The sequence below is a fragment of the Shewanella sairae genome (genome assembly GCF_023283535.1).
Classification (GTDB): Bacteria; Pseudomonadota; Gammaproteobacteria; order Enterobacterales; family Shewanellaceae; genus Shewanella; species Shewanella sairae.
In genome coordinates, this window is record NZ_JAKILT010000016.1 from 83,509 (window position 1) to 107,421 (window position 23,913).

23 protein-coding genes are annotated in these 23,913 nt (G+C 43.0%); 11 read left to right on the plus strand and 12 right to left on the minus strand.

Annotated features, from left to right (window positions below):
• Positions 1–168: 168 nt before the first annotated feature.
• From L2748_RS09175 to L2748_RS09200, 6 genes are all read left to right on the plus strand, one after another.
• Complete coding sequence (locus L2748_RS09175; RefSeq protein ID WP_220781834.1) at positions 169–2,706, plus strand: DNA translocase FtsK; 2,538 nt, start codon at positions 169–171, stop codon at positions 2,704–2,706.
• A gap of 75 nt (positions 2,707–2,781) precedes the next feature.
• Positions 2,782–3,408 (plus strand): outer membrane lipoprotein periplasmic chaperone LolA, encoded by a 627-nt coding sequence (gene lolA / locus L2748_RS09180; protein ID WP_220781833.1) that lies wholly within the window; start codon positions 2,782–2,784, stop codon positions 3,406–3,408.
• A gap of 9 nt (positions 3,409–3,417) precedes the next feature.
• Positions 3,418–4,749, plus strand: a complete 1,332-nt coding sequence (locus L2748_RS09185) for a replication-associated recombination protein A (RefSeq protein WP_220781832.1) — start codon at positions 3,418–3,420, stop codon at positions 4,747–4,749.
• Positions 4,742–5,116: a fluoride efflux transporter CrcB gene (crcB, locus tag L2748_RS09190; protein ID WP_220781831.1), complete on the plus strand. Its 375-nt coding sequence runs from the start codon at positions 4,742–4,744 to the stop codon at positions 5,114–5,116. The genes L2748_RS09185 and crcB overlap by 8 nt, the downstream gene beginning before the upstream one ends.
• Positions 5,117–5,134: 18 nt before the next feature.
• Positions 5,135–6,421, plus strand: a complete 1,287-nt coding sequence (gene serS / locus L2748_RS09195; protein WP_220781830.1) for a serine--tRNA ligase — start codon at positions 5,135–5,137, stop codon at positions 6,419–6,421.
• A 483-nt stretch (positions 6,422–6,904) separates the two neighbouring features.
• Positions 6,905–8,098 (plus strand): amino acid aminotransferase, encoded by a 1,194-nt coding sequence (locus L2748_RS09200; RefSeq protein ID WP_220781829.1) that lies wholly within the window; start codon positions 6,905–6,907, stop codon positions 8,096–8,098.
• A 78-nt stretch (positions 8,099–8,176) separates the two neighbouring features.
• Here L2748_RS09200 and yvcK read toward each other — a convergent pair whose 3' ends face one another.
• Complete coding sequence (gene yvcK, locus L2748_RS09205) at positions 8,177–9,100, minus strand: uridine diphosphate-N-acetylglucosamine-binding protein YvcK (RefSeq protein WP_220781828.1); 924 nt, start codon at positions 9,098–9,100, stop codon at positions 8,177–8,179.
• Positions 9,101–9,264: 164 nt separating this feature from the next.
• On the opposite strand from yvcK, the gene L2748_RS09210 reads away from it, so the two are divergent.
• Complete coding sequence (locus L2748_RS09210) at positions 9,265–10,092, plus strand: glucosaminidase domain-containing protein (RefSeq protein ID WP_220781827.1); 828 nt, start codon at positions 9,265–9,267, stop codon at positions 10,090–10,092.
• Entirely contained in the window at positions 10,070–10,693 is a 624-nt protein-coding gene (locus L2748_RS09215) for a DUF2987 domain-containing protein (RefSeq protein ID WP_220781826.1), read from the plus strand. The genes L2748_RS09210 and L2748_RS09215 overlap by 23 nt, the downstream gene beginning before the upstream one ends.
• An 85-nt stretch (positions 10,694–10,778) precedes the next feature.
• On the opposite strand, the gene ttcA is transcribed toward L2748_RS09215, so the two are convergent.
• The 11 genes from ttcA to ccoN all read right to left on the minus strand — a co-directional run bounded on the left by ttcA (position 10,779) and on the right by ccoN (position 20,830).
• On the minus strand, positions 10,779–11,714 hold the full coding sequence (ttcA, locus tag L2748_RS09220) for a tRNA 2-thiocytidine(32) synthetase TtcA (RefSeq protein WP_220781825.1): 936 nt from the start codon (positions 11,712–11,714) through the stop codon (positions 10,779–10,781).
• Between the two features lie 80 nt (positions 11,715–11,794).
• Positions 11,795–12,727, minus strand: a complete 933-nt coding sequence (uspE, locus tag L2748_RS09225) for a universal stress protein UspE (RefSeq protein WP_220781824.1) — start codon at positions 12,725–12,727, stop codon at positions 11,795–11,797.
• A gap of 92 nt (positions 12,728–12,819) precedes the next feature.
• Positions 12,820–13,572, minus strand: a complete 753-nt coding sequence (gene etrA / locus L2748_RS09230; RefSeq protein WP_220781823.1) for an electron transport transcriptional regulator EtrA — start codon at positions 13,570–13,572, stop codon at positions 12,820–12,822.
• A gap of 57 nt (positions 13,573–13,629) precedes the next feature.
• A complete protein-coding gene (locus L2748_RS09235) occupies positions 13,630–14,322 on the minus strand; it encodes a sulfite exporter TauE/SafE family protein (protein WP_220781822.1) in 693 nt (230 codons plus the stop codon).
• Entirely contained in the window at positions 14,322–14,549 is a 228-nt protein-coding gene (gene ccoS / locus L2748_RS09240) for a cbb3-type cytochrome oxidase assembly protein CcoS (protein WP_220781821.1), read from the minus strand. The genes L2748_RS09235 and ccoS overlap by 1 nt, the downstream gene beginning before the upstream one ends.
• Entirely contained in the window at positions 14,546–16,930 is a 2,385-nt protein-coding gene (locus L2748_RS09245; RefSeq protein WP_220781820.1) for a heavy metal translocating P-type ATPase, read from the minus strand. The genes ccoS and L2748_RS09245 overlap by 4 nt, the downstream gene beginning before the upstream one ends.
• 64 nt (positions 16,931–16,994) lie before the next feature.
• Positions 16,995–17,474 carry a FixH family protein gene (locus L2748_RS09250; RefSeq protein ID WP_220781819.1) on the minus strand — a complete coding sequence of 160 codons (480 nt, stop codon included), beginning with the start codon at positions 17,472–17,474 and terminating at the stop codon, positions 16,995–16,997.
• Between the two features lie 148 nt (positions 17,475–17,622).
• Positions 17,623–18,579 carry a cytochrome-c oxidase, cbb3-type subunit III gene (gene ccoP, locus L2748_RS09255; protein WP_220781818.1) on the minus strand — a complete coding sequence of 319 codons (957 nt, stop codon included), beginning with the start codon at positions 18,577–18,579 and terminating at the stop codon, positions 17,623–17,625.
• Entirely contained in the window at positions 18,579–18,755 is a 177-nt protein-coding gene (locus L2748_RS09260; protein ID WP_220781817.1) for a cbb3-type cytochrome oxidase subunit 3, read from the minus strand. Before L2748_RS09260 ends, ccoP begins: the two co-directional genes overlap by 1 nt.
• A gap of 11 nt (positions 18,756–18,766) precedes the next feature.
• On the minus strand, positions 18,767–19,381 hold the full coding sequence (ccoO, locus tag L2748_RS09265; RefSeq protein ID WP_220781816.1) for a cytochrome-c oxidase, cbb3-type subunit II: 615 nt from the start codon (positions 19,379–19,381) through the stop codon (positions 18,767–18,769).
• 12 nt (positions 19,382–19,393) lie between these two features.
• Positions 19,394–20,830, minus strand: coding sequence for a cytochrome-c oxidase, cbb3-type subunit I (ccoN, locus tag L2748_RS09270; protein WP_220781815.1), 1,437 nt, complete (start codon positions 20,828–20,830; stop codon positions 19,394–19,396).
• Positions 20,831–21,058: 228 nt separating this feature from the next.
• Here ccoN and L2748_RS09275 point away from each other — a divergent pair, with 228 nt between their 5' ends.
• The 3 genes from L2748_RS09275 to L2748_RS09285 all read left to right on the plus strand — a co-directional run bounded on the left by L2748_RS09275 (position 21,059) and on the right by L2748_RS09285 (position 23,352).
• Positions 21,059–21,556 carry a hypothetical protein gene (locus tag L2748_RS09275; protein ID WP_220781814.1) on the plus strand — a complete coding sequence of 166 codons (498 nt, stop codon included), beginning with the start codon at positions 21,059–21,061 and terminating at the stop codon, positions 21,554–21,556.
• Positions 21,557–21,687: 131 nt separating this feature from the next.
• Positions 21,688–21,924, plus strand: a complete 237-nt coding sequence (locus tag L2748_RS09280) for a hypothetical protein (protein WP_220781813.1) — start codon at positions 21,688–21,690, stop codon at positions 21,922–21,924.
• Positions 21,925–22,059: 135 nt separating this feature from the next.
• Positions 22,060–23,352, plus strand: coding sequence for a tyrosine-type recombinase/integrase (locus L2748_RS09285; RefSeq protein WP_220781812.1), 1,293 nt, complete (start codon positions 22,060–22,062; stop codon positions 23,350–23,352).
• Positions 23,353–23,913 lie beyond the last annotated feature (561 nt).

Here is a 23,913-nt window from a genome sequence, read left to right on the forward strand (position 1 = left end):
GGAGCCTTTAAGGCTCCTTTTTTATGTAAAAAGCTAAATGATACAAAATGATGCAAAAATGGTTGATGCATAATTATTCACTCATGAGCATAAGTAGCAAACGCTGCATAAAGTCTTATTTTCTGGTATCTTGTCTGTAATTAACGTTTTTTTAGTGTAGGTTTTCCATTGTCTAAGGGAAATAGTGTTAGAACGCTCTCCGGCGTCCAGCGACTACTTGAAGGTAGTCTCATTATTTGTTGCATGTTAGCAACTTACGTCTTAATCGCTTTGAGCAGTTTCCACTCATCCGATCCCGGGTGGAGTCAGTCAAATTTTGATGGTGAAATTAATAATTTAACCGGTGCTGTAGGAGCATGGGTTGCAGATGTGTTGTTTTACTTTTTTGGTTATTGCGCATACATCATACCGATTATTATTGCACTCACAGGTTGGCTCCTTTTTAAGCGCACACATAAACTACTTGAAATTGATTATTTTTCAGTTGGTCTAAGGCTGATTGGCTTTTTGCTGATTGTATTTAGTCTGGCGGCGCTGGCGAGTATGAATGCTAATGGAATCTATGGTTTTTCTGCCGGGGGAGTCTCGGGAGACGTTATAGGCCAAGCAATGTTGCCTTATTTTAATAAATTGGGCACCACATTATTGCTGCTGTGTTTTGTTGGCACAGGTTTCACTCTATTAACAGGTATTAGTTGGTTAACCGTTATTGATATGACGGGCTACATCACCATTTGGTTTTTCAAAGCACTAAAGAATCTACCTAATAAGTTTAAACCTGAAATGGGTGATACTGAAGATACCCGAGGATTCTTATCTGTGGTTGAGCGCTTTAAAGAGCGCCGTAATGCACGAGATGAGGAAGATGACGACGAGGTAGAGGGCGATGAACAGGCAGAACAGCAAGAAAAAGTCGTATCTCAAGTTAAAATTGTTCAGCCTGCAGCACGGGTTGAGCCAAGTATTATCGACACCCCAGCGGTAAAATCAAATGCTGCCGATAGCGAAAAAAAGCAGCCTGAAATTGCTGCGCCTTGGGTGAATCAAGACGAAGATCTTGGTGATATAGAAGTAATCGACTTTGGTTTAACAACATCAACAGCTGAAAAAGCGCTTCATGAAAAGAAAGTTGATGACAAGCCAAAAATCGTAGACGGTATCGTGGTATTGCCTGGTCAAGAAGTCGAGCAAGACCGCCCACCGATGGCGCCGTTACCTTGTATCTCGCTACTGGATATTCCTGATCGTAAAAAGAACCCGATAACCGAAGAAGAGTTAGAGCAGATAGGTAAGCTGGTTGAAGTTAAGCTGGCTGATTTTAATATCACTGCGAATGTGGTTGGCGTTTATCCTGGTCCGGTTGTTACCCGCTTTGAGCTTGAATTAGCCCCTGGGATTAAAGCCTCTAAGATCACCAACTTATCGAAAGACTTAGCCCGCTCTTTATTAGCAGAAAACGTCCGAGTGGTTGAAGTTATTCCGGGTAAAGCCTATGTGGGGCTTGAGTTACCAAACAAGTTCCGTGAAACAGTATTTATGCGTGACGTACTCGATTGTGATGCTTTTAGAGACGACCCATCGCACTTAAGCATGGTATTAGGCGCAGATATTGGTGGTAAACCTGTGGTGGTTGATCTAGGGAAAATGCCACACTTATTGGTAGCAGGTACCACGGGCTCAGGTAAATCAGTTGGTGTAAACGTCATGATCACTAGCTTACTTTATAAATCTGGTCCTGATGACGTACGCTTTATCATGATCGACCCTAAGATGCTTGAATTATCGGTTTACGAAGGGATTCCACACCTATTGTGTGAAGTGGTAACCGATATGAAAGAAGCCTCTAACGCGTTGCGTTGGTGTGTGGGCGAAATGGAACGCCGTTATAAGTTGATGTCTGCGCTTGGCGTGCGAAACTTAAAAGGTTACAACGCAAAAATTAAAGATGCCAAGGAAGCGGGACAACCAATTGTTGATCCTCTCTGGAAAGCATCTGATAGCATGGACCCAGAAGCGCCTGAATTAGATAAGCTGCCTTCAATCGTTGTTGTCGTGGACGAATTCGCCGACATGATGATGATTGTGGGTAAAAAAGTGGAAGAACTTATCGCACGTATTGCACAAAAAGCGCGAGCAGCAGGTATTCACTTGATCTTGGCGACCCAAAGACCTTCAGTTGACGTTATCACTGGTTTGATTAAAGCAAACATACCAACAAGAATGGCATTCCAAGTGTCATCGCGTATCGATTCTCGCACTATCCTTGATCAACAAGGTGCAGAAACATTACTTGGTATGGGCGACATGTTATATCTGCCACCAGGTACGAGTGTACCTAATCGTGTTCATGGCGCATTTATTGATGATCACGAAGTCCATAAAGTCGTTGCAGACTGGTGTGCTCGAGGTAAACCACAATATATTGATGAAATTTTGCAGGGCTCAGCAGAGGGTGAACAAGTCCTATTACCTGGAGAAGCAAGTGAGTCAGATGAAGATGTTGATGCACTATACGATGAAGCCGTTGCCTTTGTAACCCAGACACGTAGAGGCTCGATTTCAAGCGTGCAACGTAAGTTCAAGATTGGTTATAACCGCGCTGCGCGTATTATTGAACAGATGGAAATGCAAGGCGTTGTTAGTAGCCAGGGTCATAACGGCAACCGAGAAGTATTAGCGCCGCCACCGCCAAAAGATTACGTTTAAAAGCAGTAACCATTGGTCACGATCACGGAATCATTTCAGTGTTACGCCTAAAATAGGCGTAACTCGGAGAGTAGTATGAAAAAAATATTCACCATTGCAGCTCTTAGTCTGCCGATGTTTTACCAACTGCCAGTGTTGGCAGCCGATGCTGACAACCTAAAAGTTAAACTAACTGAAATTAACAGCCTCAAAGCGGATTTCAATCAGACAGTGACAGACATTAACGATAAGGTTATTCAAACAGGCGAGGGGGTGTTTGCATTATCACACCCAAACCAGTTTTATTGGCACCTTACAGCGCCTGATGAGTCTTTAATTGTTGCTGACGGTACTGATGTATGGGTCTACAACCCATTTGCTGAAGAAGTTTCTGTTATGGACATTAATCAGGCTATCAGTGCATCACCAATCGCGCTACTTGTGCACTCAGATGATGCCACTTGGTCGCAGTATAAGGTTGCTCAAACCGATAACTGCTTTGATATTAGCCCGAAAGACGCAGATAGCGGCGTGTCAGAAGTCCAAGTTTGTTTCGATGATAAGCAGCTAACTCAAATGGTACTTAAAGATCAGCAGGGCAATATTAGCGATTTTAAATTAACGAATCAGAGTTCAATTGCCGATACCGATCGCGATCTGTTCAAGTTTGTTGTACCTGATGATGTCGATATTGACGATCAGCGTTTAAAATTAACCAATTAAGAGTCATTAGTGTCTAGTTTTAGTTTTGATTTTGCACCGGACTTTAGACCTTTAGCCGCAAGAATGCGGCCAGAGAAGATAGAGCAATATATTGGTCAAGCGCACCTGTTAGGCGAAGGCAAACCACTGCGCCAGGCATTAGAGGCTGGGCGTGCCCATTCGATGATGTTTTGGGGGCCACCAGGCACAGGCAAGACTACATTAGCTGAGTTAGTCGCCCATTACGCTAATGCACATGTTGAACGAATTTCAGCAGTGACATCAGGTGTAAAAGAGATCCGCAGTGCAATAGAGCACGCTAAAAACGTGGCACAGTCTCGTGGGCAACGCACTTTACTTTTCGTCGACGAAGTACACAGATTTAATAAAAGCCAACAAGATGCCTTTTTACCTTTCATTGAAGATGGCACGGTAATTTTTATTGGGGCGACGACGGAAAACCCATCGTTTGAGATTAATAACGCGCTGTTATCTCGTGCGCGGGTGTATTTAATCAAGCCATTACAGCCTGATGAAATAACCCACATTGTCCAGCAAGCCCTTGAAGATGAAGAAAGAGGTCTTGGTAAACGTCAGTTGATTATGCCTGCGGACGTTGCTTTAAAGCTGGCACAAGTTTGTGACGGTGACGCCCGTAAAGCACTTAATTTAGTCGAATTGATGAGCGACATGCTCAAAGATGGCGAAGTCTTTACTGAAGAGATGATAACCGAAGTCGCTGGTCAGCAACTTGCCGGGTTTGATAAAAATGGCGATCAGTATTACGACCTTATCTCCGCTGTCCATAAATCAATCCGCGGTTCATCACCAGACGCGGCGCTATATTGGTTTTGTAGGATGCTTGAAGGAGGTTGTGACCCCTTGTATATCGCCAGGCGTCTCTTGGCAATTGCCTCTGAAGATATAGGTAATGCCGACCCAATGGCGATGACAGTCGCTGTCAATGCTTGGGAATGTTTTCATCGAGTTGGACCATCAGAAGGCGAAAGAGCCATTGCGCAAGCAGTGCTTTATCTTGCCAGTGCGCCAAAAAGTAATGCTGTTTACACCGCTTTTGCTCAGGCTCGCCAATTAGCCAGAGAAACAGGTCATGAGCCGGTTCCTGAGCATTTACGTAATGCACCAACTAAGCTAATGAAAGATATCGGCTATGGTGAAGGGTATCGATACGCGCATGATGAACCCAATGCTTACGCAAGTGGTGAGAAGTATCTGCCTCAAGCGCTAACGGGACAGCAATTTTACTACCCTACTGAACGTGGTTTTGAAAAGCGGATCAAAGATAAACTGAGTCAATTAAAGATGCTCGATGAACAAAGTGAGGTTAAAAGATATGAATAATGTTCTTTTTGTCGCCTTAGGCGGTTCAATTGGTGCAGTTTTTCGGTATCTTATCTCATTATTGATGCTTCAGGTATTTGGTAGTGGTTTTCCTTTTGGTACACTGTTAGTCAATATCTTGGGTTCGTTTTTAATGGGTGTGATCTTCGCACTCGGTCAAGTTAGCGAACTTAGTCCTGAGATTAAGGCATTTGTCGGTGTCGGTATGTTAGGCGCCTTAACCACATTTTCAACTTTTTCCAACGAAACCCTGTTGTTGATGCAAGAAGGTTATTTGGTCAAAGCCCTATTGAATGTTGTTGTTAACGTCGGCGTATGTATATTCGTCGTTTACCTAGGACAACAATTGGTGTTTTCTCGTTTTTAACTATTAAGATAATAAAATATGCTAGATCCAAAATTTTTACGTAATGAATTAGAAGTTACCGCAGAGCGTTTAGCCACACGCGGATTTATTTTAGATGTTGAGCGTCTTAGCAAGCTTGAAGAAAAGCGTAAGTCGCTACAAGTTGCTACCGAAGAATTACAAGCATCCCGTAACGCTATTTCAAAATCGATTGGTCAAGCTAAAGCAAAAGGCGAAGACGTTGCGCCTATTATGGCTCAAGTGGGTTCGTTAGGAGAGGAGCTAGACGCTAAGAAAGTTGAATTAGCCTCATTGCTTGAAGAACTTAACGCTATCGCTATGAGCGTGCCAAATTTACCTGATGAATCAGCTCCTATTGGCGCAGACGAATCAGAGAACGTCGAAGTTCGTCGTTGGGGAACACCAAAAGAATTCGGCTTTCCTGTTAAAGATCACGTTGAATTAGGCGAAAACGCAAACGGTTTAGACTTCAAAAATGCAGTTAAAATCACCGGTTCTCGTTTCATTGTAATGAAGGGCCAAATCGCTCGCATGCACCGTGCTCTTGCACAATTTATGCTAGATTTGCACACTACTGAGCATGGTTATACTGAAGCTTACGTGCCTTTATTGGTAAACGAAGACAGCTTACTAGGTACAGGTCAGCTACCAAAGTTTGGTGAAGATCTTTTCCACACTAAGCCTGCAACAGAAGAAGGCCAAGGTCTAAGTCTTATCCCGACTGCTGAAGTACCATTAACTAACTTAGTGCGTGATGCAATTGTTGAAGAAGAAGACTTACCAATTAAATTAGCTGCCCACACTCCGTGTTTCCGCAGTGAAGCAGGTTCTTACGGTCGTGACACTCGTGGCTTGATCCGTCAACACCAGTTCGACAAAGTTGAAATGGTTCAGTTGGTTAAACCTGAAGATTCAATGCAGGCATTAGAAGAGTTAACAGGTCATGCTGAAACCGTACTTCAAAAGCTAGGTCTACCTTACCGTACTGTGGTTTTATGTACAGGTGACATGGGCTTTGGTTCTGCAAAAACATACGACATTGAAGTATGGCTACCTGCTCAAGATACGTACCGTGAGATCTCTTCTTGTAGTAATATGCAAGACTTCCAAGCACGCCGTATGCAAGCGCGTTACAAAGGTAAAGCTGATAAGAAGCCAAGCCTATTGCACACATTGAACGGTTCTGGTTTGGCTGTTGGTCGTACGCTTGTTGCTGTACTTGAAAACTACCAGAATGCTGACGGCTCAATTACAGTACCTGAAGCATTACGCGGTTACATGGGCGGCCTAGAAAAAATAGGTTAATTAACCTAGGTTTAGCTAACGGCTAAATGGGTCCGTACATTGAAAGCCTTCACAAATATGAAGGCTTTTTTATTTGTTATCTTGACCGCAAAAACACACCATTTTGGAATGTTTTGGCTACCTACGGCTAGGTTGAATATCACTCACAAGTGAACAACATTCAATCCACTATTTGCTTGAGTTGCGACCAAATGTATTAAGTAGCTTAGCGACTTATACTGATTGGCATAACAAGCCCGTAATTTGTAAAGGATAAAGTGAATAGTGAAAACGTGCTTAACCCTTCATCATAGGTCAGTTGTGTAATTGTAAGTCTTAGGCTTTTTGAATGAGAAAACTGCACTTATAGAGGCATAAAATTAACGAAACTTATCTTATCCCGCAAATATTACTTATAGTCATAAATCTCTCTTTCTACCGCTTTACATCAATGTTATAACTACAGGCGAAATCCCTACACTTCTAATATTTAGGAAAGCCGTCATGATATTTTCCCAGGTTGAACTGGCCCCTGCAGATCCGATTTTAGGCTTAACAGATGCATTCAAAGCTGATGTTCGCGAACATAAAGTGAACTTAGGCGTTGGTATCTATAAAGATGAGTCTGGCCAGACACCTATCCTGAAGTCTGTGAAATTTGCAGAAGAGAAATTACTTGCAACCGAAAAGAGCAAAAGCTATTTAGGCATGGAAGGCGTTGAAGCCTACAACCGTGCTGTACAAACTTTGCTATTTGGTGCAGAGCATGAAGTTGTAAGCCAAAGCCGAGCATTAACCGCTCAGGCGCCAGGCGGTACGGGTTCATTGCGCGTTGCAGCTGAGTTTCTTGTTCGTCATACAGATTCAAAGAAGATCTGGATTAGTAATCCAACTTGGGCTAACCATAACAATATTTTTTCTACAGCCGGTTTAGACATAGCTGAATATGGTTATTATCAAGCTGAAACTCACAGCCTAGACTTTGACGCTATGCTAGCTGATCTACAAAGCGCTCAAGCTGGCGATTTAGTATTGCTTCATGGCTGTTGTCATAACCCTACTGGTATCGATTTAAATATTGCGCAATGGCAGCAAATTGCCGATCTTTGTTTAGCAAACGGTTTAGTGCCATTATTTGATTTCGCATACCAAGGTTTTGGTGCTGGTGTTGAAGAAGATGCCCAAGGTTTACGCATTGTAGCCAATACTGTACCTGAGCTTATTGTTGCTAACTCTTTTTCTAAGAACTTCGGACTCTATAACGAACGTATTGGTGCTGTGACTGTTGTTGGATCTAATAGCGAACAAACGGTTAATGCTTTCAGTCAAATAAAGAGCACGATTCGCGCTTCTTACTCAAACCCGCCTGCACATGGCGCTTTGATTGTTAGCACCATCCTAGAAGATGCGGCGCTTAAACAACTTTGGCATGACGAGCTACAAGAGATGCGTGAACGTATCGCTGAAATGCGTACCTTGTTCGTTGCTTCATTAAAGTCTGCTGGCGTCAGCCAGGATTTTGAGTTTATTTCGCGTCAAAATGGTATGTTCAGTTTCTCAGGTCTTAATAAAGATCAAGTAAACCGCCTTAAAGAAGAGTTTGCGGTTTATATTGTAGGATCTGGCCGTATCAGCGTTGCTGGCATGACTAAAACCAATATGCCTGTCATTTGTGCAGCCATTGCAAAAGTACTGTAATTTATTGCCTTAAAAAGAGAAAAGGACACTTCAGGGTCCTTTTTTATTGCTAAGTCTTAAGTTAACAAGTCACGTAATTTAGCTTTCGGTTTGGTGACTCGTATTCAGTAACTGCTGACTGACCATGTAAGACAGTGCATCCGCAAGGGCTTGTCTATCATGCAGACCGATATGATGGCTACTTCGGAGTGGGAAATAGCTAATATTACCTTGTTGATAAGAGGTTTCTCCATGGCAGAGAATTTGGTCAATAATCTTAAGACCCAATACTTGATGGCACCAGTTAACCTTTTGACTTAAGCTACAGTTCGCAATTGGCGATGGCTCTTTCGTCAGGTTTTCAATCAAAATCACTTCAGCCTTTGAATTAGCCAAAGCCGTTGCTATTTTAGGTAACAGTAATGGCGGCATAATACTGGTTAGAAAACTACCTGGCCCGAGAATAATCAAATCTGCTTCTGCAATGGCATCACACGCTTCAGTTGTGGCTTCAACTAATGGATCAAGAGATAGTGCAATTGGCGTATCTTGCATTTTATCTACATTGGTTTCACCAAAAACACTTTGTCCACAAGCTTGCAGAGCCACTAAGTGTGTTGGCTCTTCAGACATAGGGATCAAACGCGTGTCGATGTTTAAAAAGTTTCGAACCAGGTTTACTGCATCTAGTGGACGCACGCATAACTCATCTAACGCCATCAGCATTAGATTACCTAAATTGTGACCGGTTAACTCACTGTCGCCAGCAAAACGGTATTCAAACATTAAGGAGCCAACAGAAGGGCGCTTAGCTAATTGTGTCAAGCAGTTACGTAAATCTCCCCAAGCAATACAATCAGACTCAGCTCTTAAACGTCCCGTTGAGCCGCCATTATCCGTTGTAGTAACAATCCCTGTGAGTTTAGGCCCTAGAAAGGAAAGGGCAGACAGTACTCGACCTAGGCCATGCCCGCCACCAATGGCTACCACATGACTGTATTGATTAAGCCCGTTTTTGTTCATTATCAGGGGTCTCCTTCCTGAATACCCAAAGGATTTTAAAAGTCGAAGGCGATTATACCTAATTTACACTTATTTTTCGCGATGTATTATCTTCGATAGCTAGCATATAATAGCCAGCATTAGTTAAATGAACTGCCCCCACTTAATTCGTTAAAGGAGAATGAGTGAAAACAGGAAAAATTGGTCAATTTACCATAGCTATTGGATTAGTCGTTGCGCTCATATTAGTCGTGAGATTAGTCTTAGTGCCAGCTAGCGATGATAAAGCGCAATCTTTAGGTAAAGCCATAATAAACACAGAAATTGCGAATGTTGTACCGGACTTCGGTGCAATTAAAATTGTTAGCGAAAAGAAAACCGCATTCTTTGAATTTCTTAGACCTTGGATCAAGCACCAAAATGCGATTATTCAAGATGAGCGTGATTTTCTTATTAGTATTCGCAATCAGGTTAGCAATGATAAAGAGATAACAGAAGCGGATGATTACCGCCTGCAACAGATCTCAGAAAGATATCAATACACACTGAGAAGTTTAACCATAAGCAATATCGATACCTTGTTGATCCGAGTCGATGTGATCCCAGAAGAAATGGTGTTAATTCAAGCCGCAAATGAAACCGGTTGGGGCACATCTCGCTTTGCTCGTGAAGGGCTTAACTTTTTTGGGCAGTGGTGCTTTAGAAAAGGTTGCGGCTTAGTGCCACAATCACGAACTCAAGGCTTATCCCATGAGGTTGCTCTATTTAAAACCGTAGAGGACTCAGTGGCGTCTTATATGCGTAACCTAAACTCTAATGCGGCTTACTCATTATTACGCTCGATACGTGCCGACTTACGCGCACAAAATAAAACACCGAGAGCGCAAGACCTTGTGTATGGATTAATTAATTACTCTGAACGTCAAGAAGCTTATATCGATGAGCTGCTTGAAATGCTACGCCAAAACCAACGATTTTTAGTGGATAACAATGAAAAAACAACTGCTGTTTAGCTGTATTTTACTCGGGCTTGCTGGTGCAAGCCAAGCTGCACCAATCTCACTTGAGTACCAGGGATTTTATCAAAGACTTAAACAAGTAAATAAAGGGAATTATCAATTAGTTGAGCTAGCATTTTCGGTTTCTAAAGCAAATGGTTGTAAAGTTAACAGTGGTACTATCACCACTGAAAAGGATTCGTTTCCATTAACGATTACAAAAGATCAGCGCTTATTCTTACCTTATGATGGTCAATTAAAGTCTGATAGAGCCTTGATAAACCTTGATGTAGAAGGCAATGCTGAAACCTGTGCGATCGCAATGCAGGTAAGAGCCAAAAATACCAAGCAAAGCTATTCTCAAGCAGAGTTAGTACAAATTGCCGATGAAATGAATGCATTATTGAGTCAGATGCAAGGCTTTCCAATGCGCTTATTTGCTTCAGATATCGCTGGTTTAAACCTAGAGTTCGGCACCGAAGCCACAGTCACTATTGATGGTAAGGTAATACCTGTAGATGGCACTTATCGCGTAGAAAGCAGTCAACTGCATAAGCTAACAAGCTTAACGACGTCAATTGCGCCTAAAGTTATTAGTCCATGGACGAGTAAATAACCTTTATCATAGATAAGCGGATACAAGAAAGCCCTGCATTGCAGGGCTTTTTATTAATTGGCTTTCTATACTCACCGCAAAGCAATTACTCAGGTGTATAGGTGCTCACAACATCAATTCTTGCAGCCGCATCTAGGTTAATATGGCCGTTATTTGCCACATCAACAAAGTCAAACGCTGGTAGGTCTGACTCAGCAACTTGACCGCTCATAGGCGCATCTGGATCACGTGTCAGTGACAAGAAGTCAAATTGCTCACGGTCAACACCTTGAGAAGGTGAAGTGTTCTGCATAGCGGTAAAGATAGTTTCAATACGGCCAGGGTGTTGTAGGTCCCATTGCACAAGCATATCTTTAACAGCGGCGCGCTTAAGGTTTTCTTGAGAACCACAAAGGTTACAAGGAATAATAGGGAAACCTTTAAGCTCTGCATATTCCGCAATGTCTTTCTCGCGGCTATAAGCCAGTGGACGAATAACCATGTTAGCACCATCATCAGATAGTAGCTTTGGTGGCATGGCTTTCATTTTACCGGCAAAGAACATGTTAAGGAACATGGTTTCAATAATGTCGTCACGGTGGTGACCTAGAGCAATCTTAGTCGCACCAATTTTCTGAGCAAAACCATAAAGGGTGCCACGACGTAGGCGTGAACATAAAGAGCAAGTGGTTTTGCCTTCTGGGATCTTATCTTTAACGATAGAGTAGGTGTCTTTTTCCAAGATATGGTAAGCCACACCTAAAGTATCTAAGTACGCAGGTAAGATATCTTCAGGAAAGCCTGGTTGCTTTTGGTCAAGGTTAACCGCAACAATTTCGAATTTAATAGGCGCACGTTTTTGAAGATTCAACAAGATATCAAGCATAGCGTAGCTATCTTTACCACCTGATAAGCAGCACATCACACGATCGCCATCTTCAATCATGTTGTAATCGCCAATCGCACGGCCTACTTCAGTGCGTAAACGCTTTTGTAGTTTCGACATGCGGGTAACTTGTTTTGCAGTTAATTCTTCGGACATAAAAAAACGCGCCTAGTACACAATAGTTCAGGGCGCGTATTATTCCAGCTTAATGGCTTTTGGTAAAGCCTATAAAGTGGTTAGAGCTCTTCTAATGGCGATTTATAGCCATCTGGCTTGATTGCCAACAAGTCACAATTAATACTATCAATGACATGTTCAGCGGTATTGCCGATTAATGCAGCTGATAAACCTGTACGGCCAATAGTGCCTAAGATGACTAACTCAGCATCGAGTTTGGCAGCAAGATCTGGGATAACGTCTTCAGGTAAACCTTCTTCTACATGGCAGTTATCAACACTAATACCATAGGCATTTGCTAAATAATTAATCCGCTCTTCATGCTGCAACCGAATGGTTTCGCTATAAGTGTGCGCATCAAAATCAGGTAGTTCAATTGCGAGGTTAACTGGGGTACCAGGGTAGCCATTCACGAGATGAACTTGCGCATCAAATTGCTTAGCTAGCTTCATTGCATGAGAAATAATTTTACCATTCAACGATTCGTTGGCTTCGTCTTCGGCGCTAACATTGACTGCACAAACAATTTTGCCGGCAACTGGCCAATCATGTTCTTTAACGAGCAACACAGGAACAGGGGCTTTGCGCATCAAGTGCCAATCAGTCGGCGTGAAGATGACTGATTTTAATTTGTCATGTTCATGAGTCCCTTTGACAATCACATCAAATTCACCGTCAATGGCGTATTTAATGATGCTTTCAAATGGGCGATTATGCCAAATGACTTCGAGGTGGATTGTGACCCCATCTTTTGCATAGGGCTGAACGATATCTGCAAGCCAAGCTTTACGCTGAGCGACAACACCTTCACGCATCGCTTCTCTTTCTTGACCAGAGAGAATAGAGGTCATTTCATAAGAGAAGTCGAAAATAGACAAAAATACCGTGATTTCCGCCTGGTTCTCTGTTGCAAGTTCAACGGCTCTAGCAAGAGCCGCTTGTTTTTCTGTCGTAGGATCGACAACCACAAGGAGTTTTTGATAGTCCATCATAACTTTATTCCTTATCTAATACCGTCTAGTTTCATCTTGCACGATAAACCAGAAATAGTCTTGTCTTAGATCAAGCTGATTGCCGAATAATCCTATCGAGCAATATTACTGTTTCCAGATAACGCACTCAAAGCGTCGATATCGAGAATGGTAATGTATTTACCTTTTACTTCAATTAGTTCAGCTTTTTGGAAACGACCGAGTAGGCGACTGATAGTTTCTACAGTGAGACCTAAATAGTTACCAATGTCACCACGAGTCATTGTGAGTCTAAATTCTCTAGGCGAAAAACCACGGCTGCCAAATCGCTTAGCTAAATTGCTAATAAATGCTGCTAATCTTTCTTCTGCATTCTTTTTGCTGAGTAATAGGATCATTTCTTGATCGCTTTGAATTTCGTTACTCATTAAACGCATAATCTGTTGTCTAAGCTTAGGCATTTTACCTGTAAGCTCATCTAACGTGGTGTATGGGATTTCGCATACCATTGATGTTTCAAGTGCTTGAGCGAAACTTTGGTGGAACTGTGAATGGATGCCGTCAAAACCGATAACATCACCGGCAAGATGAAAACCAGTGATCTGTTCATCGCCTTGTTCAGTAATCGTGTAACTTTTGATGGTGCCAGAGCGAATTGCAAATAAAGACTTTAGCGGATCGCCAGATTTAAAGATTGGCTCGCCTTTTTGTATGGGTTTTTTACGTTCAATGATCTCGTCTAATTGATCTAATTCGTTAGAGTTAAGTGTAAACGGAATGCAAAGTGTGCCCATGCTGCAATCATGACAATGAATCGCGCATCCTGAAGCCATTTGGCGACGATTCTTGTTGTTATCTGCTGACATTGTCTCTCTCAATTTTGATGGTTCACCTACTATGGTAAACTAATTTGATATTTGGAGCTAGCTAAGCTGCGCAATCGCAATATACAAGGTTTGTATTCCAAACCCAATTAACGCTACACCACTTATTATTCGAACGGTTTTTTTCTGTACCCAACGGCTAAACGTACTTGCAGCTATGCCAGCGCTGACTAGAGCAGGCAGGGTACCAACCCCAAAAGCTAACATGATTAATGCACCATCCAATGCATTGCCTGCAGCGACAGACCAGGTCAACATGCTATAAACCAAGCCGCAAGGCAACCAGCCCCATAAGCCGCCGGCGATAAATGCATGGGTCTTATTTTTAATTGGGATAAATCGATTCGCGATTGGAGAAATAAAGCGCCATAGCGTTTTGCCTAGACGCTCAATCTGAACAATGCCGGACCAAATTTGGGCAATATACAAACCTGTGATAATCATCATCACGCCGGCAAACAAACGTAAGACAAGCAAATATAGATCGGCATCAAACAGTAAACCGAGCGCGCTGGTACTTGCGCCGACCAATGCGCCGGCGAGTGAATAACTGAGTACTCTGCCACTGTTATAACTGAGTAGGTAGCTAAGTTGATTGACGAGCACGTTACCACTTTGCTGTTTGGGCAGATTCGCAGATAAAGCGCCAACAAGACCACCACACATACCAATGCAGTGCCCAGCTCCCATCAAACCTACCAGTAATGCGCCAACTAAGCTGTAATCATCCACTAGTTATCGCCTTTATTTGCGCCGATATCGGCACCTTTTTCACCCTTGATCATTTGCTGGTTATCGGGCTTTTGTTTGACTTCAGCGTCATCATCTTCAAAAAGGATAGAGACGCTTTGCTTTTCAAGATCATCAAATTGGTCTGACTTTACCGCCCAAAAGAATATCGCGACAGCGACTAAAACAAAGATCATCGCAATTGGGATCAATACGTAAATAATACTCATAAACGAACCTTTAGTAGGCGTAAGCTATTGCTAACAACAATAAGAGAACTGGCCGACATGCCAAGCGCTGCAATATAAGGAGCAACATGGCCTGACACTGCTAATGGGATTATAAATAGATTATATCCTAGCGCCCAGAATAAGTTTTGTTTGATAATACGGCCGGTCTTCTTAGCAACATTAACCGCATCAGCAAAGCGCGAGAGGTTGTCGCCAAGTAAGATAATATCGGCACTGTTTTTTGAAATTGCTGCGCCGCTCCCCATAGCCACAGATAGGTTAGCACCAGCCAATACTGGGGCGTCGTTAATCCCGTCGCCAAACATAGCTACTTGCCCATGCTGCTGAAAACGGTCGATAAGCTCAAGCTTACCTTTAGGTGAAAGCCCTTGGTGGGTATCGCTGATCCCTAAACGCTGCCCTAACGCCACCACTTCAGTCGAGTTATCGCCGCTGGCAATACTAAGCTTACACCCCATGCTTTTGAGTTGCTTAACAGCTTGTGCAGTCTCTGGGCGGACTTCATCATTTAAACTGACTCTAGCTTGCACTATGTCATTGCAGCTCAGCCAAACAGTGGTGCAGCTTTCAATATTGTTGCTACCTGCCACAAACTGCTGACTACCCACCTTACAAACAGCGCCATCAATAACGCCAGACAACCCCTTACCAACAATGCTCTGGCGTTCTGTGACATTAATACTTCTATCAGTATATTGGCTAAACGCTTTGGCGATAGGGTGTAAAGAGCCTGCCTCTAACGCCGCGATGTAGTTTAACGCTTGTTGCTCAGAAAGCTCTGCGGTTAATTCAATGCTGGTAATCGATAATGAGCCTAAGGTTAGGGTGCCGGTTTTATCAAATACAACATGTTGAATTTTTGGTAGGCGCTCAAACACACCGCTGCGGCGAGTAATGATCCCAAGGCGGGTCATAATCGCAGTGCCACATGTTACTGCTGTGGGCGTAGCAAGGGCTAAGGCGCAAGGGCAGGTTGCAACTAATACTGACAAGGTGATCCAAAACGCATCCTCTGGCGAGTAAAAGTACCAAAACAGATAGGTTAGCGTGGCAACAAGTAAAATAGCGGCAGTAAAGTAGTTTGAAAATCGATCCGCATATAAAGCGATTTTGGGTTTGTTATTTGATGCTATCTCTTGCAGACGAATAATTTCTGCCACAAGTTGGTCTTGGCCTAACGCAGTGACTTTAACTAAAAGAGGCTGCTCAATATTAATTGTACCGGCAAACACCTCAGCATCTAGCTCTTTAGCGAGCGGCATCTGCTCACCTGTTAGCATGGCTTCATTTACAGCGGAAACGCCTTCTACCACTGTGCCGTCTGCAGCTATCACTTCTCCGGGTTTAACTAAAATAATATCGCCAATGGCTAGGCGTTTTGCGGGAACTTCCTCAAAACCATCCTCAGTTTTAAGCTGCGCGGTTAACGGCACGAGTTTGTGTAAATTACTTGAACTGACCGACGCTTTTTGACGAGCATTTTGCTCAAAGAAACGGCCGAGCAATAAAAAGAACGTGAACATGGACACGGATTCAAAATACACCTCACCAGTGCCATTGACGGTTTCGATACAGCTCGCAATATATGCGCCGCAAATGGCGATACTGACCGAAACATCCATGTTTAGCCTGCCCATGAGTATTGAGCGAACGGCACTAAAATAAAACGGCTGCGCTGAATAGAACACAACTGGCGCAGCAAATAGCATACTTACCCAGCGAAAATAGTCGCGATATTCAGTATCAAGATCACTAAAATACCCAGAATAAAGGGCGAGGGCGAACATCATAACCTGCATAGTGGCAAAACCAGCAAGTCCTAGTCTGAGTAAAAATTTGCGGCTATCTTTCTTACTTTTGGTTTCTTGCTCGTCAACTTGAAAAGGCGATGCTTGATAACCAATTTGGCTGATTTGATTAAGAATTTCACTTAACTTAATTTTGTCAGCGTCCCAGGAGATCAATGCACGCTGAGTGGTGGAGTTAACTTGAATTTTGGCAACACCGTCAAGCTTATTGATTTTATGCTCAATAAGCCACGCACAAGCTGCGCAGGTTATACCATCAACGGTGAGTGATACTTCATTTAACGAATCACGTTGTTGAATAAAGTCTTGCTGAACCTCGGGTAAATCGTAAGCACTAAAATTAGAAAGTTCTTCTGGAACTAAAGCCGTTTGTTTGCTGCCAGGTTCAGTACGGAACTTATAATAATTAGTCAGCCCGGCATCGATAATGGCTTGGGACACAGCTTGGCAGCCAGGACAGCACATAAGCTGTTCTTCGCTGTTAATTGTGGTTGTAAATTGCTTACCAGTTAAAACGGGTTCGCTACAATGAAAGCAGCTTGCTTGACTCATGGGTTGTTGTTCTTTTAGTGAGAGTTTGAAACCCGCCGCGGCTGCAAGCGGGTTAGGGATGAGTTTAGTTTAACCAGTATTGTTGGTCGTCTTTTAACATGACGCGTTGTTGGATGCGCCAAGTTTGATCATAGCCTTCAATTCTGACATCCCATGGGCCTTCAATTGTCTGAGTTAAATCAATTCGATATACGCCATTGGCATCAGCGGTAACAATTTGGGAGAAATCGCGTTCTTCAAGGGTTGGGTGGTAAAAGCTAATGCTTAATCCTGCAAGGTACTGTTCGCCGCCTTGTTGAGACAGCTCAACATATTTGTCGTCAAACTCAAGAAGGTAGTTCATACCAAGCTGTTTAGCCTGCTTTATTTTACGCAGGTCAATATTAATGCCTTTACCTTCTTTATAGTAATCTTCGGTAACTAATGGGTCTTGGTTGGTAAAAGCTACCCAAAATAAATTGATACTAGCGACCACAGCGCACATCGGTAATATGATAAGGAACCAAGGCCAAAACTGCTTATACCAGGGTTGCGGAGTAGACATTATTAACCACCTATAATTATTAAAATAGTTGTAACAGTATCGGAAAAAACAACCGACATTTTACCTATAAAGCTGTGAGTTATCACTTAAAAAAAAGGCCTCGTTATCACGAGGCCTTAATATAACACTCAGTGTTAACCGTATGTGTTTATTTGTTAGACAAGCTGTAAACGTAAGCTGTGATTACGTGAACTTTTTCTTCACCTAATACATCTTTCCATGCAGGCATAACACCGGTACGACCGTTCTTAACTGATTGGATGATAGCACCACGACTTCCGCCGTAAAGCCAAGCATTATCAGTTAGGTTAGGTGCACCCATAAACTTGTTACCGGTGCCGTCCATACCATGACAAGCAAAACAGCCTTTCATGAATGAACCTTGGCCTTGAGCTGCAAGCGCGGCGTCGTGTTCACGACCAGATAGCTTAACAACATACTCAGCTAAACCTTCAAGCTCACTGTCTTCAATCGGTAAACCGCCTTTTGGTGGCATCATACCGTGACGACCGTTCATGATAGATGTTTTGATAGTCGCTAGCTCACCACCATATAACCAAGCATCGTCGGTTAGGTTAGGGAAGCCCTTGCTACCACGTGCATCACTACCATGACACATTGCACAGTTTTGTAAGAATAAACGTCCGCCAACTTTCAGCGCTTCTTCATTCTTAACTAACTCTTCTAACGGTGTTTCAGCATAAGCCTTGAAGATAGGACCAAACTTTTCGTCTGCGTGCTTAACTTCTTGGTCATACTGAACCCAGCGGCCTTCATTTTGAGCGTCGATAACAGCTTGCTTCGACTCTTCAATAGTACGCACACTTTGGTTAGAACTTGTCCAGCCTAAAAAGCCTTTAAAGCTACCAAGACCTGGGTAAAGTGCTAAATAAATAACACTAAACACGATGGTAATGTAGAACATGTAACTCCACCACTTAGGTAGCGGGTTGTTTAGTTCTTCAATACCGTCGAAGGTGTGGCCCATTGATTCGCCTTCTTCTACACCAGTGTTGTTCTGAGAACAAGCACGCAGTAGAACAATACAACCAATGATTACCACTACCGTGAGTACGATAATCCATACACTCCAGAAGTCACTCATCACTTTTTGTCTCCTGAGCCGTTCGACACTGAGCTAGGCTCCTCATCTGAGAAAACCAAATTAGCAGCATCGTCAAATTGCTTTTTTCGACTCGAGCTATATGCCCAAGCAAATATACCGACGAAGGTCACCATTACAACTATGGTTATCACTCCACGTAATGTGCCGTAATCCATAATTTGCCTCCTTATTTAAGCGCGTGGCCGAGTGATTGTAGATAAGCAATCAAAGCTTCTAGCTCTGTCTTATCTTTCACTGCGTCTTTAGCGCCAGCAATCTCTTCATCCGTATACAACTTGTGTGTAGGGTGAAGGTTACGCAAGATATCCATCTTTTGACCAGTTAGGTCACCCGTTAGCTTATTTTCAGCTAACCAAGGATAAGCAGGCATATTTGATTGCGGTACAACGGCGCGAGGATCAATTAAATGAACTTCATGCCATTTGTCGCTGTAACGACCGCCAACACGGGCAAGATCAGGACCGGTACGCTTAGAGCCCCACTGGAATGGGTGATCCCAAACTGACTCACCGGCTACAGAATAGTGACCGTAACGTTCAGTTTCAGCACGCAATGGACGGATCATCTGGCTGTGACAGTTATAACAACCTTCACGAACGTAGATGTCACGGCCTTCAATTTGCAAAGCTGTATAAGGGATCTGACCTTCTAATGGTTCAGTCGTGTCTTCTTGGAATAAAAGGGGTGTGATCTCAACCAAGCTACCAAAGCTGATTGCGATTACGGTAAAGATCCCCAATAGACCGATGTTTTTCTCAACTATCTCATGATTAAATTTCATCGTATCTACTCCTTAAGCTGCTTTTGCTTCAGCAATCGCTGGCAAAGAATCTTGAGGGGCCTTAACAGTACGGATCACGTTGTATGCCATTAAGAACATACCTGTAAGGAAGAACACACCACCTAGGAAACGAACAAAGTAGAACGGGTAAGAGGCTTCTAAGCTTTCAACAAAGCTATAAGTCAATGTACCGTCAGAGTTAACTGCGCGCCACATAAGACCCTGCATTACACCAGAGATCCACATTGAAACGATATAAAGAACAGTACCGATTGTTGCCAACCAGAAGTGAACGTTAATTAGGTTTGTGCTGTACATGCGGCCATGGCCAAATAGTACTGGGATCAAGTGGTATAAAGAACCAATTGACACCATAGCAACCCAGCCCAATGCACCAGAGTGAACGTGTCCAACAGTCCAGTCAGTGTAATGAGAAAGAGCGTTAACTGTTTTGATTGCCATCATTGGGCCTTCGAACGTAGACATACCGTAGAAAGACAATGAAACAACAAGGAAACGCAAGATTGGGTCAGTACGTAGCTTATGCCATGCACCTGAAAGGGTCATAATACCGTTGATCATACCACCCCAAGAAGGAGCGAATAGAATTAACGACATCACCATACCAAGTGACTGAGTCCAGTCCGGCAGAGCAGTGTAGTGTAGGTGGTGAGGACCCGCCCAAATGTACAATGCAATTAGTGCCCAGAAGTGAACAATAGAAAGACGGTACGAATAAACAGGGCGACCAGCTTGCTTAGGTACGAAGTAGTACATCATACCTAAGAAACCTGCAGTTAGCAGGAAACCTACCGCGTTATGACCATACCACCACTGTACCATGGCATCTACTGCACCACTGTATAGTGAGTAAGACTTAGTCATTGTTAACGGCACAGCCATAGAGTTAACTATGTGAAGTACGGCTACTGTGATAATAAATGCACCGAAGAACCAGTTTGCCACATAAATGTGGGAGGTTGTTCGCTTAACGATAGTACCGAAGAACACCACAGCATAGGAGACCCATACAACGGTAATTGCGATATCAATTGGCCACTCTAGCTCTGCGTATTCTTTACCACTGGTGATACCAAGCGGTAAACTGATCGCTGCTGATAGAATGATGGCTTGCCAACCCCAGAACGTAAATGCGGCCAATTTAGGTGCAAATAGTCGAGTTTGACAGGTGCGTTGAACGATATAATAGGATGTGGCGAAAAGGGCTGAAGTACCAAACGCGAAAATCACGGCATTGGTGTGTAGTGGTCGTAGACGACTATACGTTAACCATGGAGTTTCAAAGTTTAGCTGCGGCCAGATTAACTGGGCTGCGATTAGTACACCTACTGCCATACCTACAATTCCCCATAACACGGTTGTTAAAGCGAATTGGCGTACGACGGTGTAGTTGTAATCAGCGCCTTGAGGCTGGGAATGGTTCATCATATTGCTTCCACTGCTTATTACTTATACTTATTGTTGTGTAGAGACAAGCTCTACCCGTTAAAATGACGACAAACCAAAGTCTCCTAATAGAAACAAGGGTAATGTGTCAATGTGTAACCTTACATTTCATGAAGTAACGCAAGGCATCGCAATGATACTTGAGCTATATCAAAAAAGATAGGAATACCCCCCCTTGATAAGTTGATCTAGATCAAGGTACTCAATAGAATGTTAAAAGAATTGATGAAAAGGTTAATTAACGTGCAAGTTACTCACAAATCAAGACTATTAAGCTTTGTTATTGGCATTGTTTTGGTTGCATTTTTACCCGGATGTGAACCAAATAACCAAGCCGTTACAGCGGCAAAGCCCATTGATACAAGTCTTTGCAATTTTAAAATAGGTGTTTGCACCAAAACTGTTGCTGATGTTGATATCCAGTTAAGCCTAAGCCCTTGGCAAGCAACGAGTGAAAAGCCTTTAACACTTGATATTAATACCTCTAAAGCTGTCAGTGATTTAAAGGTTAAATTACAGGGTCGAGATATGTTTATGGGCATTATCCCTGTAAATTTAAATCAAAGCACAGAAACGGACTATAACGCCGAGTTGATCTACGGATCTTGTAGTAGTGGTTACATGGTTTGGAGCGCTGTTGTAAGCTATAAAGTTGACGGGGTAGAGAAGTTCACTACGTTTGATTTTTTAGCTGATAACCCGGGCTAATACTTGTGGGTTAATCGGTAGAACTGTTTAAGTGCACGATTTGACATTGAAACACAAAACAGTTGTTGATAATCATTATCATTTAGGTGTATTGTGGTGATTACGTCCGTTACAGTGAACATGGAGGTATTATGACCACTCCAACCAGACAATTAAATATCAGCATATCGGAAGACAAAATAGCGCAGCTTATTCAGCAAGGCGTACTTTGCGCAGCCGACTTTAAATGTCTTGATAGCGATACCAAAAAAGCGGTTTGGCAACTTTGTTTATGGAGCTGTGAAAAGCGTATTCATTGCGACAAGAACTGCAAAGAACAATGCAATAGTCAGTGTGGCGGTGTAATAGATGTGGTCAATTGGTCATAGCTGTTGCTATTTAGAACGCTTGAGTGGTTTCTAGCTTACTGATTAAGCAAGTTCGCAAAAGGGCTTATTTAGCCATATCGTTTTACAAACATACTGATTAAGATAGCGTTATACCGATCTACTATGACGCTACTTATGTTATTACCTCCCGTTATTCCTCTGTTTGATTCCATCGATTATATTCAGCTTGGTAATCCAATCGTCAATCAACACATCACCCAATTGAGCCTAGCCAAGCTTGATGAAGCTGGTTTGGTTTTTGAGCTGGCTACAGATTGGTTGTTTGAACAGAAATACAATGAAAATAACTACAAGGCTTATCGCAGTGAATTAACCACGTTTTTACATTGGTGTTTTGATGTCGCCCAGCTCAACGTCAGCCAAGTCGGCCGCAAAGAAGTTGGATTATATGTGGACTATTGCCAGCATCCGCCTCAAGCCCTGGTCGCTTATTTTAACGTGGCGCAATTTAAGCAAGATAAAGACAGAGGTGAAAGGGCGCCTAATCCTGCGTGGCTACCATTTCGCGGTAGTAAAACCGACGGCAAGACCAATCCTTATGTTCTCAGTGACAGTGCACTTAAAACCAAAGTGGCGATCTTATCCAGTTTCTTTAGTTATTTGATGAGCGAAGATTACTGCGAGAAAAACCCAGCGCAAATGTGGCTTAATAAAAGTCGGTTCTCTTCAAGCAGAAAGTACCGATTAAATAACGATGATGACAATCAACTGGCGTTCACTGAGTTGCAATGGTCTTATATTGTCACCACGGTAGAAAAGCTGGCTAAAGAGCAGCCGGATCTTCATCAGCGTTCTTTGTTTTTAATTAAGCTTATTTACTCTTGTTATCTGCGCGTATCAGAAGTGTCGGCAAGGGCGGGCTATTCACCAGTGATGAGCCAATTTAAGCACAACAGCCAAACCGGTATTTGGCGATTTCATATCCCTAAAAGTAAAGGTGGTAAAAGTCGCAGTGTTGCGATCTCTAAAGCATTATTAGCTGCACTCGTAGATTACCGACGTTACTTAAAGTTAAGTGATTACCCATCAGCCAATGAGCAACATCCATTAATCGTCAGACAAAAAGCCGCTGGGCGAGGGCGCGACGCCGGCATGATTAACGCCAACCTGGGAATACGTCAAATTCGTGAAGAAGTCGATAAGATCATTGAAAATGCGGCTAATAGTATTGAACGTGATGGCTTTGAAAGTGATGCAGAGCAGATGCGTAGCCTTAGTATTCATAATATTCGCCATACAGGCATCACCCACGACATCAATATTAATGGCAGGCCGCTCTCTCATGTGCAAGCCGATGCAGGCCATGAAAGTATCGATACCACCTCGCAATATTTACATACCTCACAAATCGAGCGCCATGAAAGCGCACAGAATAAATCGTTCGATAGATTGCAGGGGATTGAGTAAGAGTTGAGTAATAGTTGTCCAGAGCAAGAGCTAAGTACAAATTAACACTCGCCTTCTGGGTAAAGCACGTTTCCAAGAGTAGACGCTTTTATGCAGGATAAAAATCAGGCTGTCTAGTGGGAAGCGTTGCTTTTGTGCTTTAGCAAGACACCGTAAATATATCCCTTTCTTTCAGGCACTAGCTAAATCTCTGACCGCCATGGATTGGTGGAAATGCCAACAAATGTAGGGAACATTTGTGGCCCGATTTAAAAGCTTGCACAGCACTTCTAGTGAAGCTTAACTTTGACACTGTATTTAATTCCGCCAAAATCGGCGCACTATGCGCCGCCTTGTACCAGTTTGTGTAATGCTGCAGTCGTAACAGAACGAACCGTCGATGTAACTAGCCACAGCAAAGACCATACTGGTGGGGGCTACTTATCCGTAAAGGCGGCGCTCGTTGTCCATCACTTACCTGATGTTCACTGCTTGTAGTGGTCAAGTAAAACTGGACACGGACTTGTACGTATTCCAAAATCTTCGTTCAGATTCATTTGGGGTCAAGCCGCCATTATAACT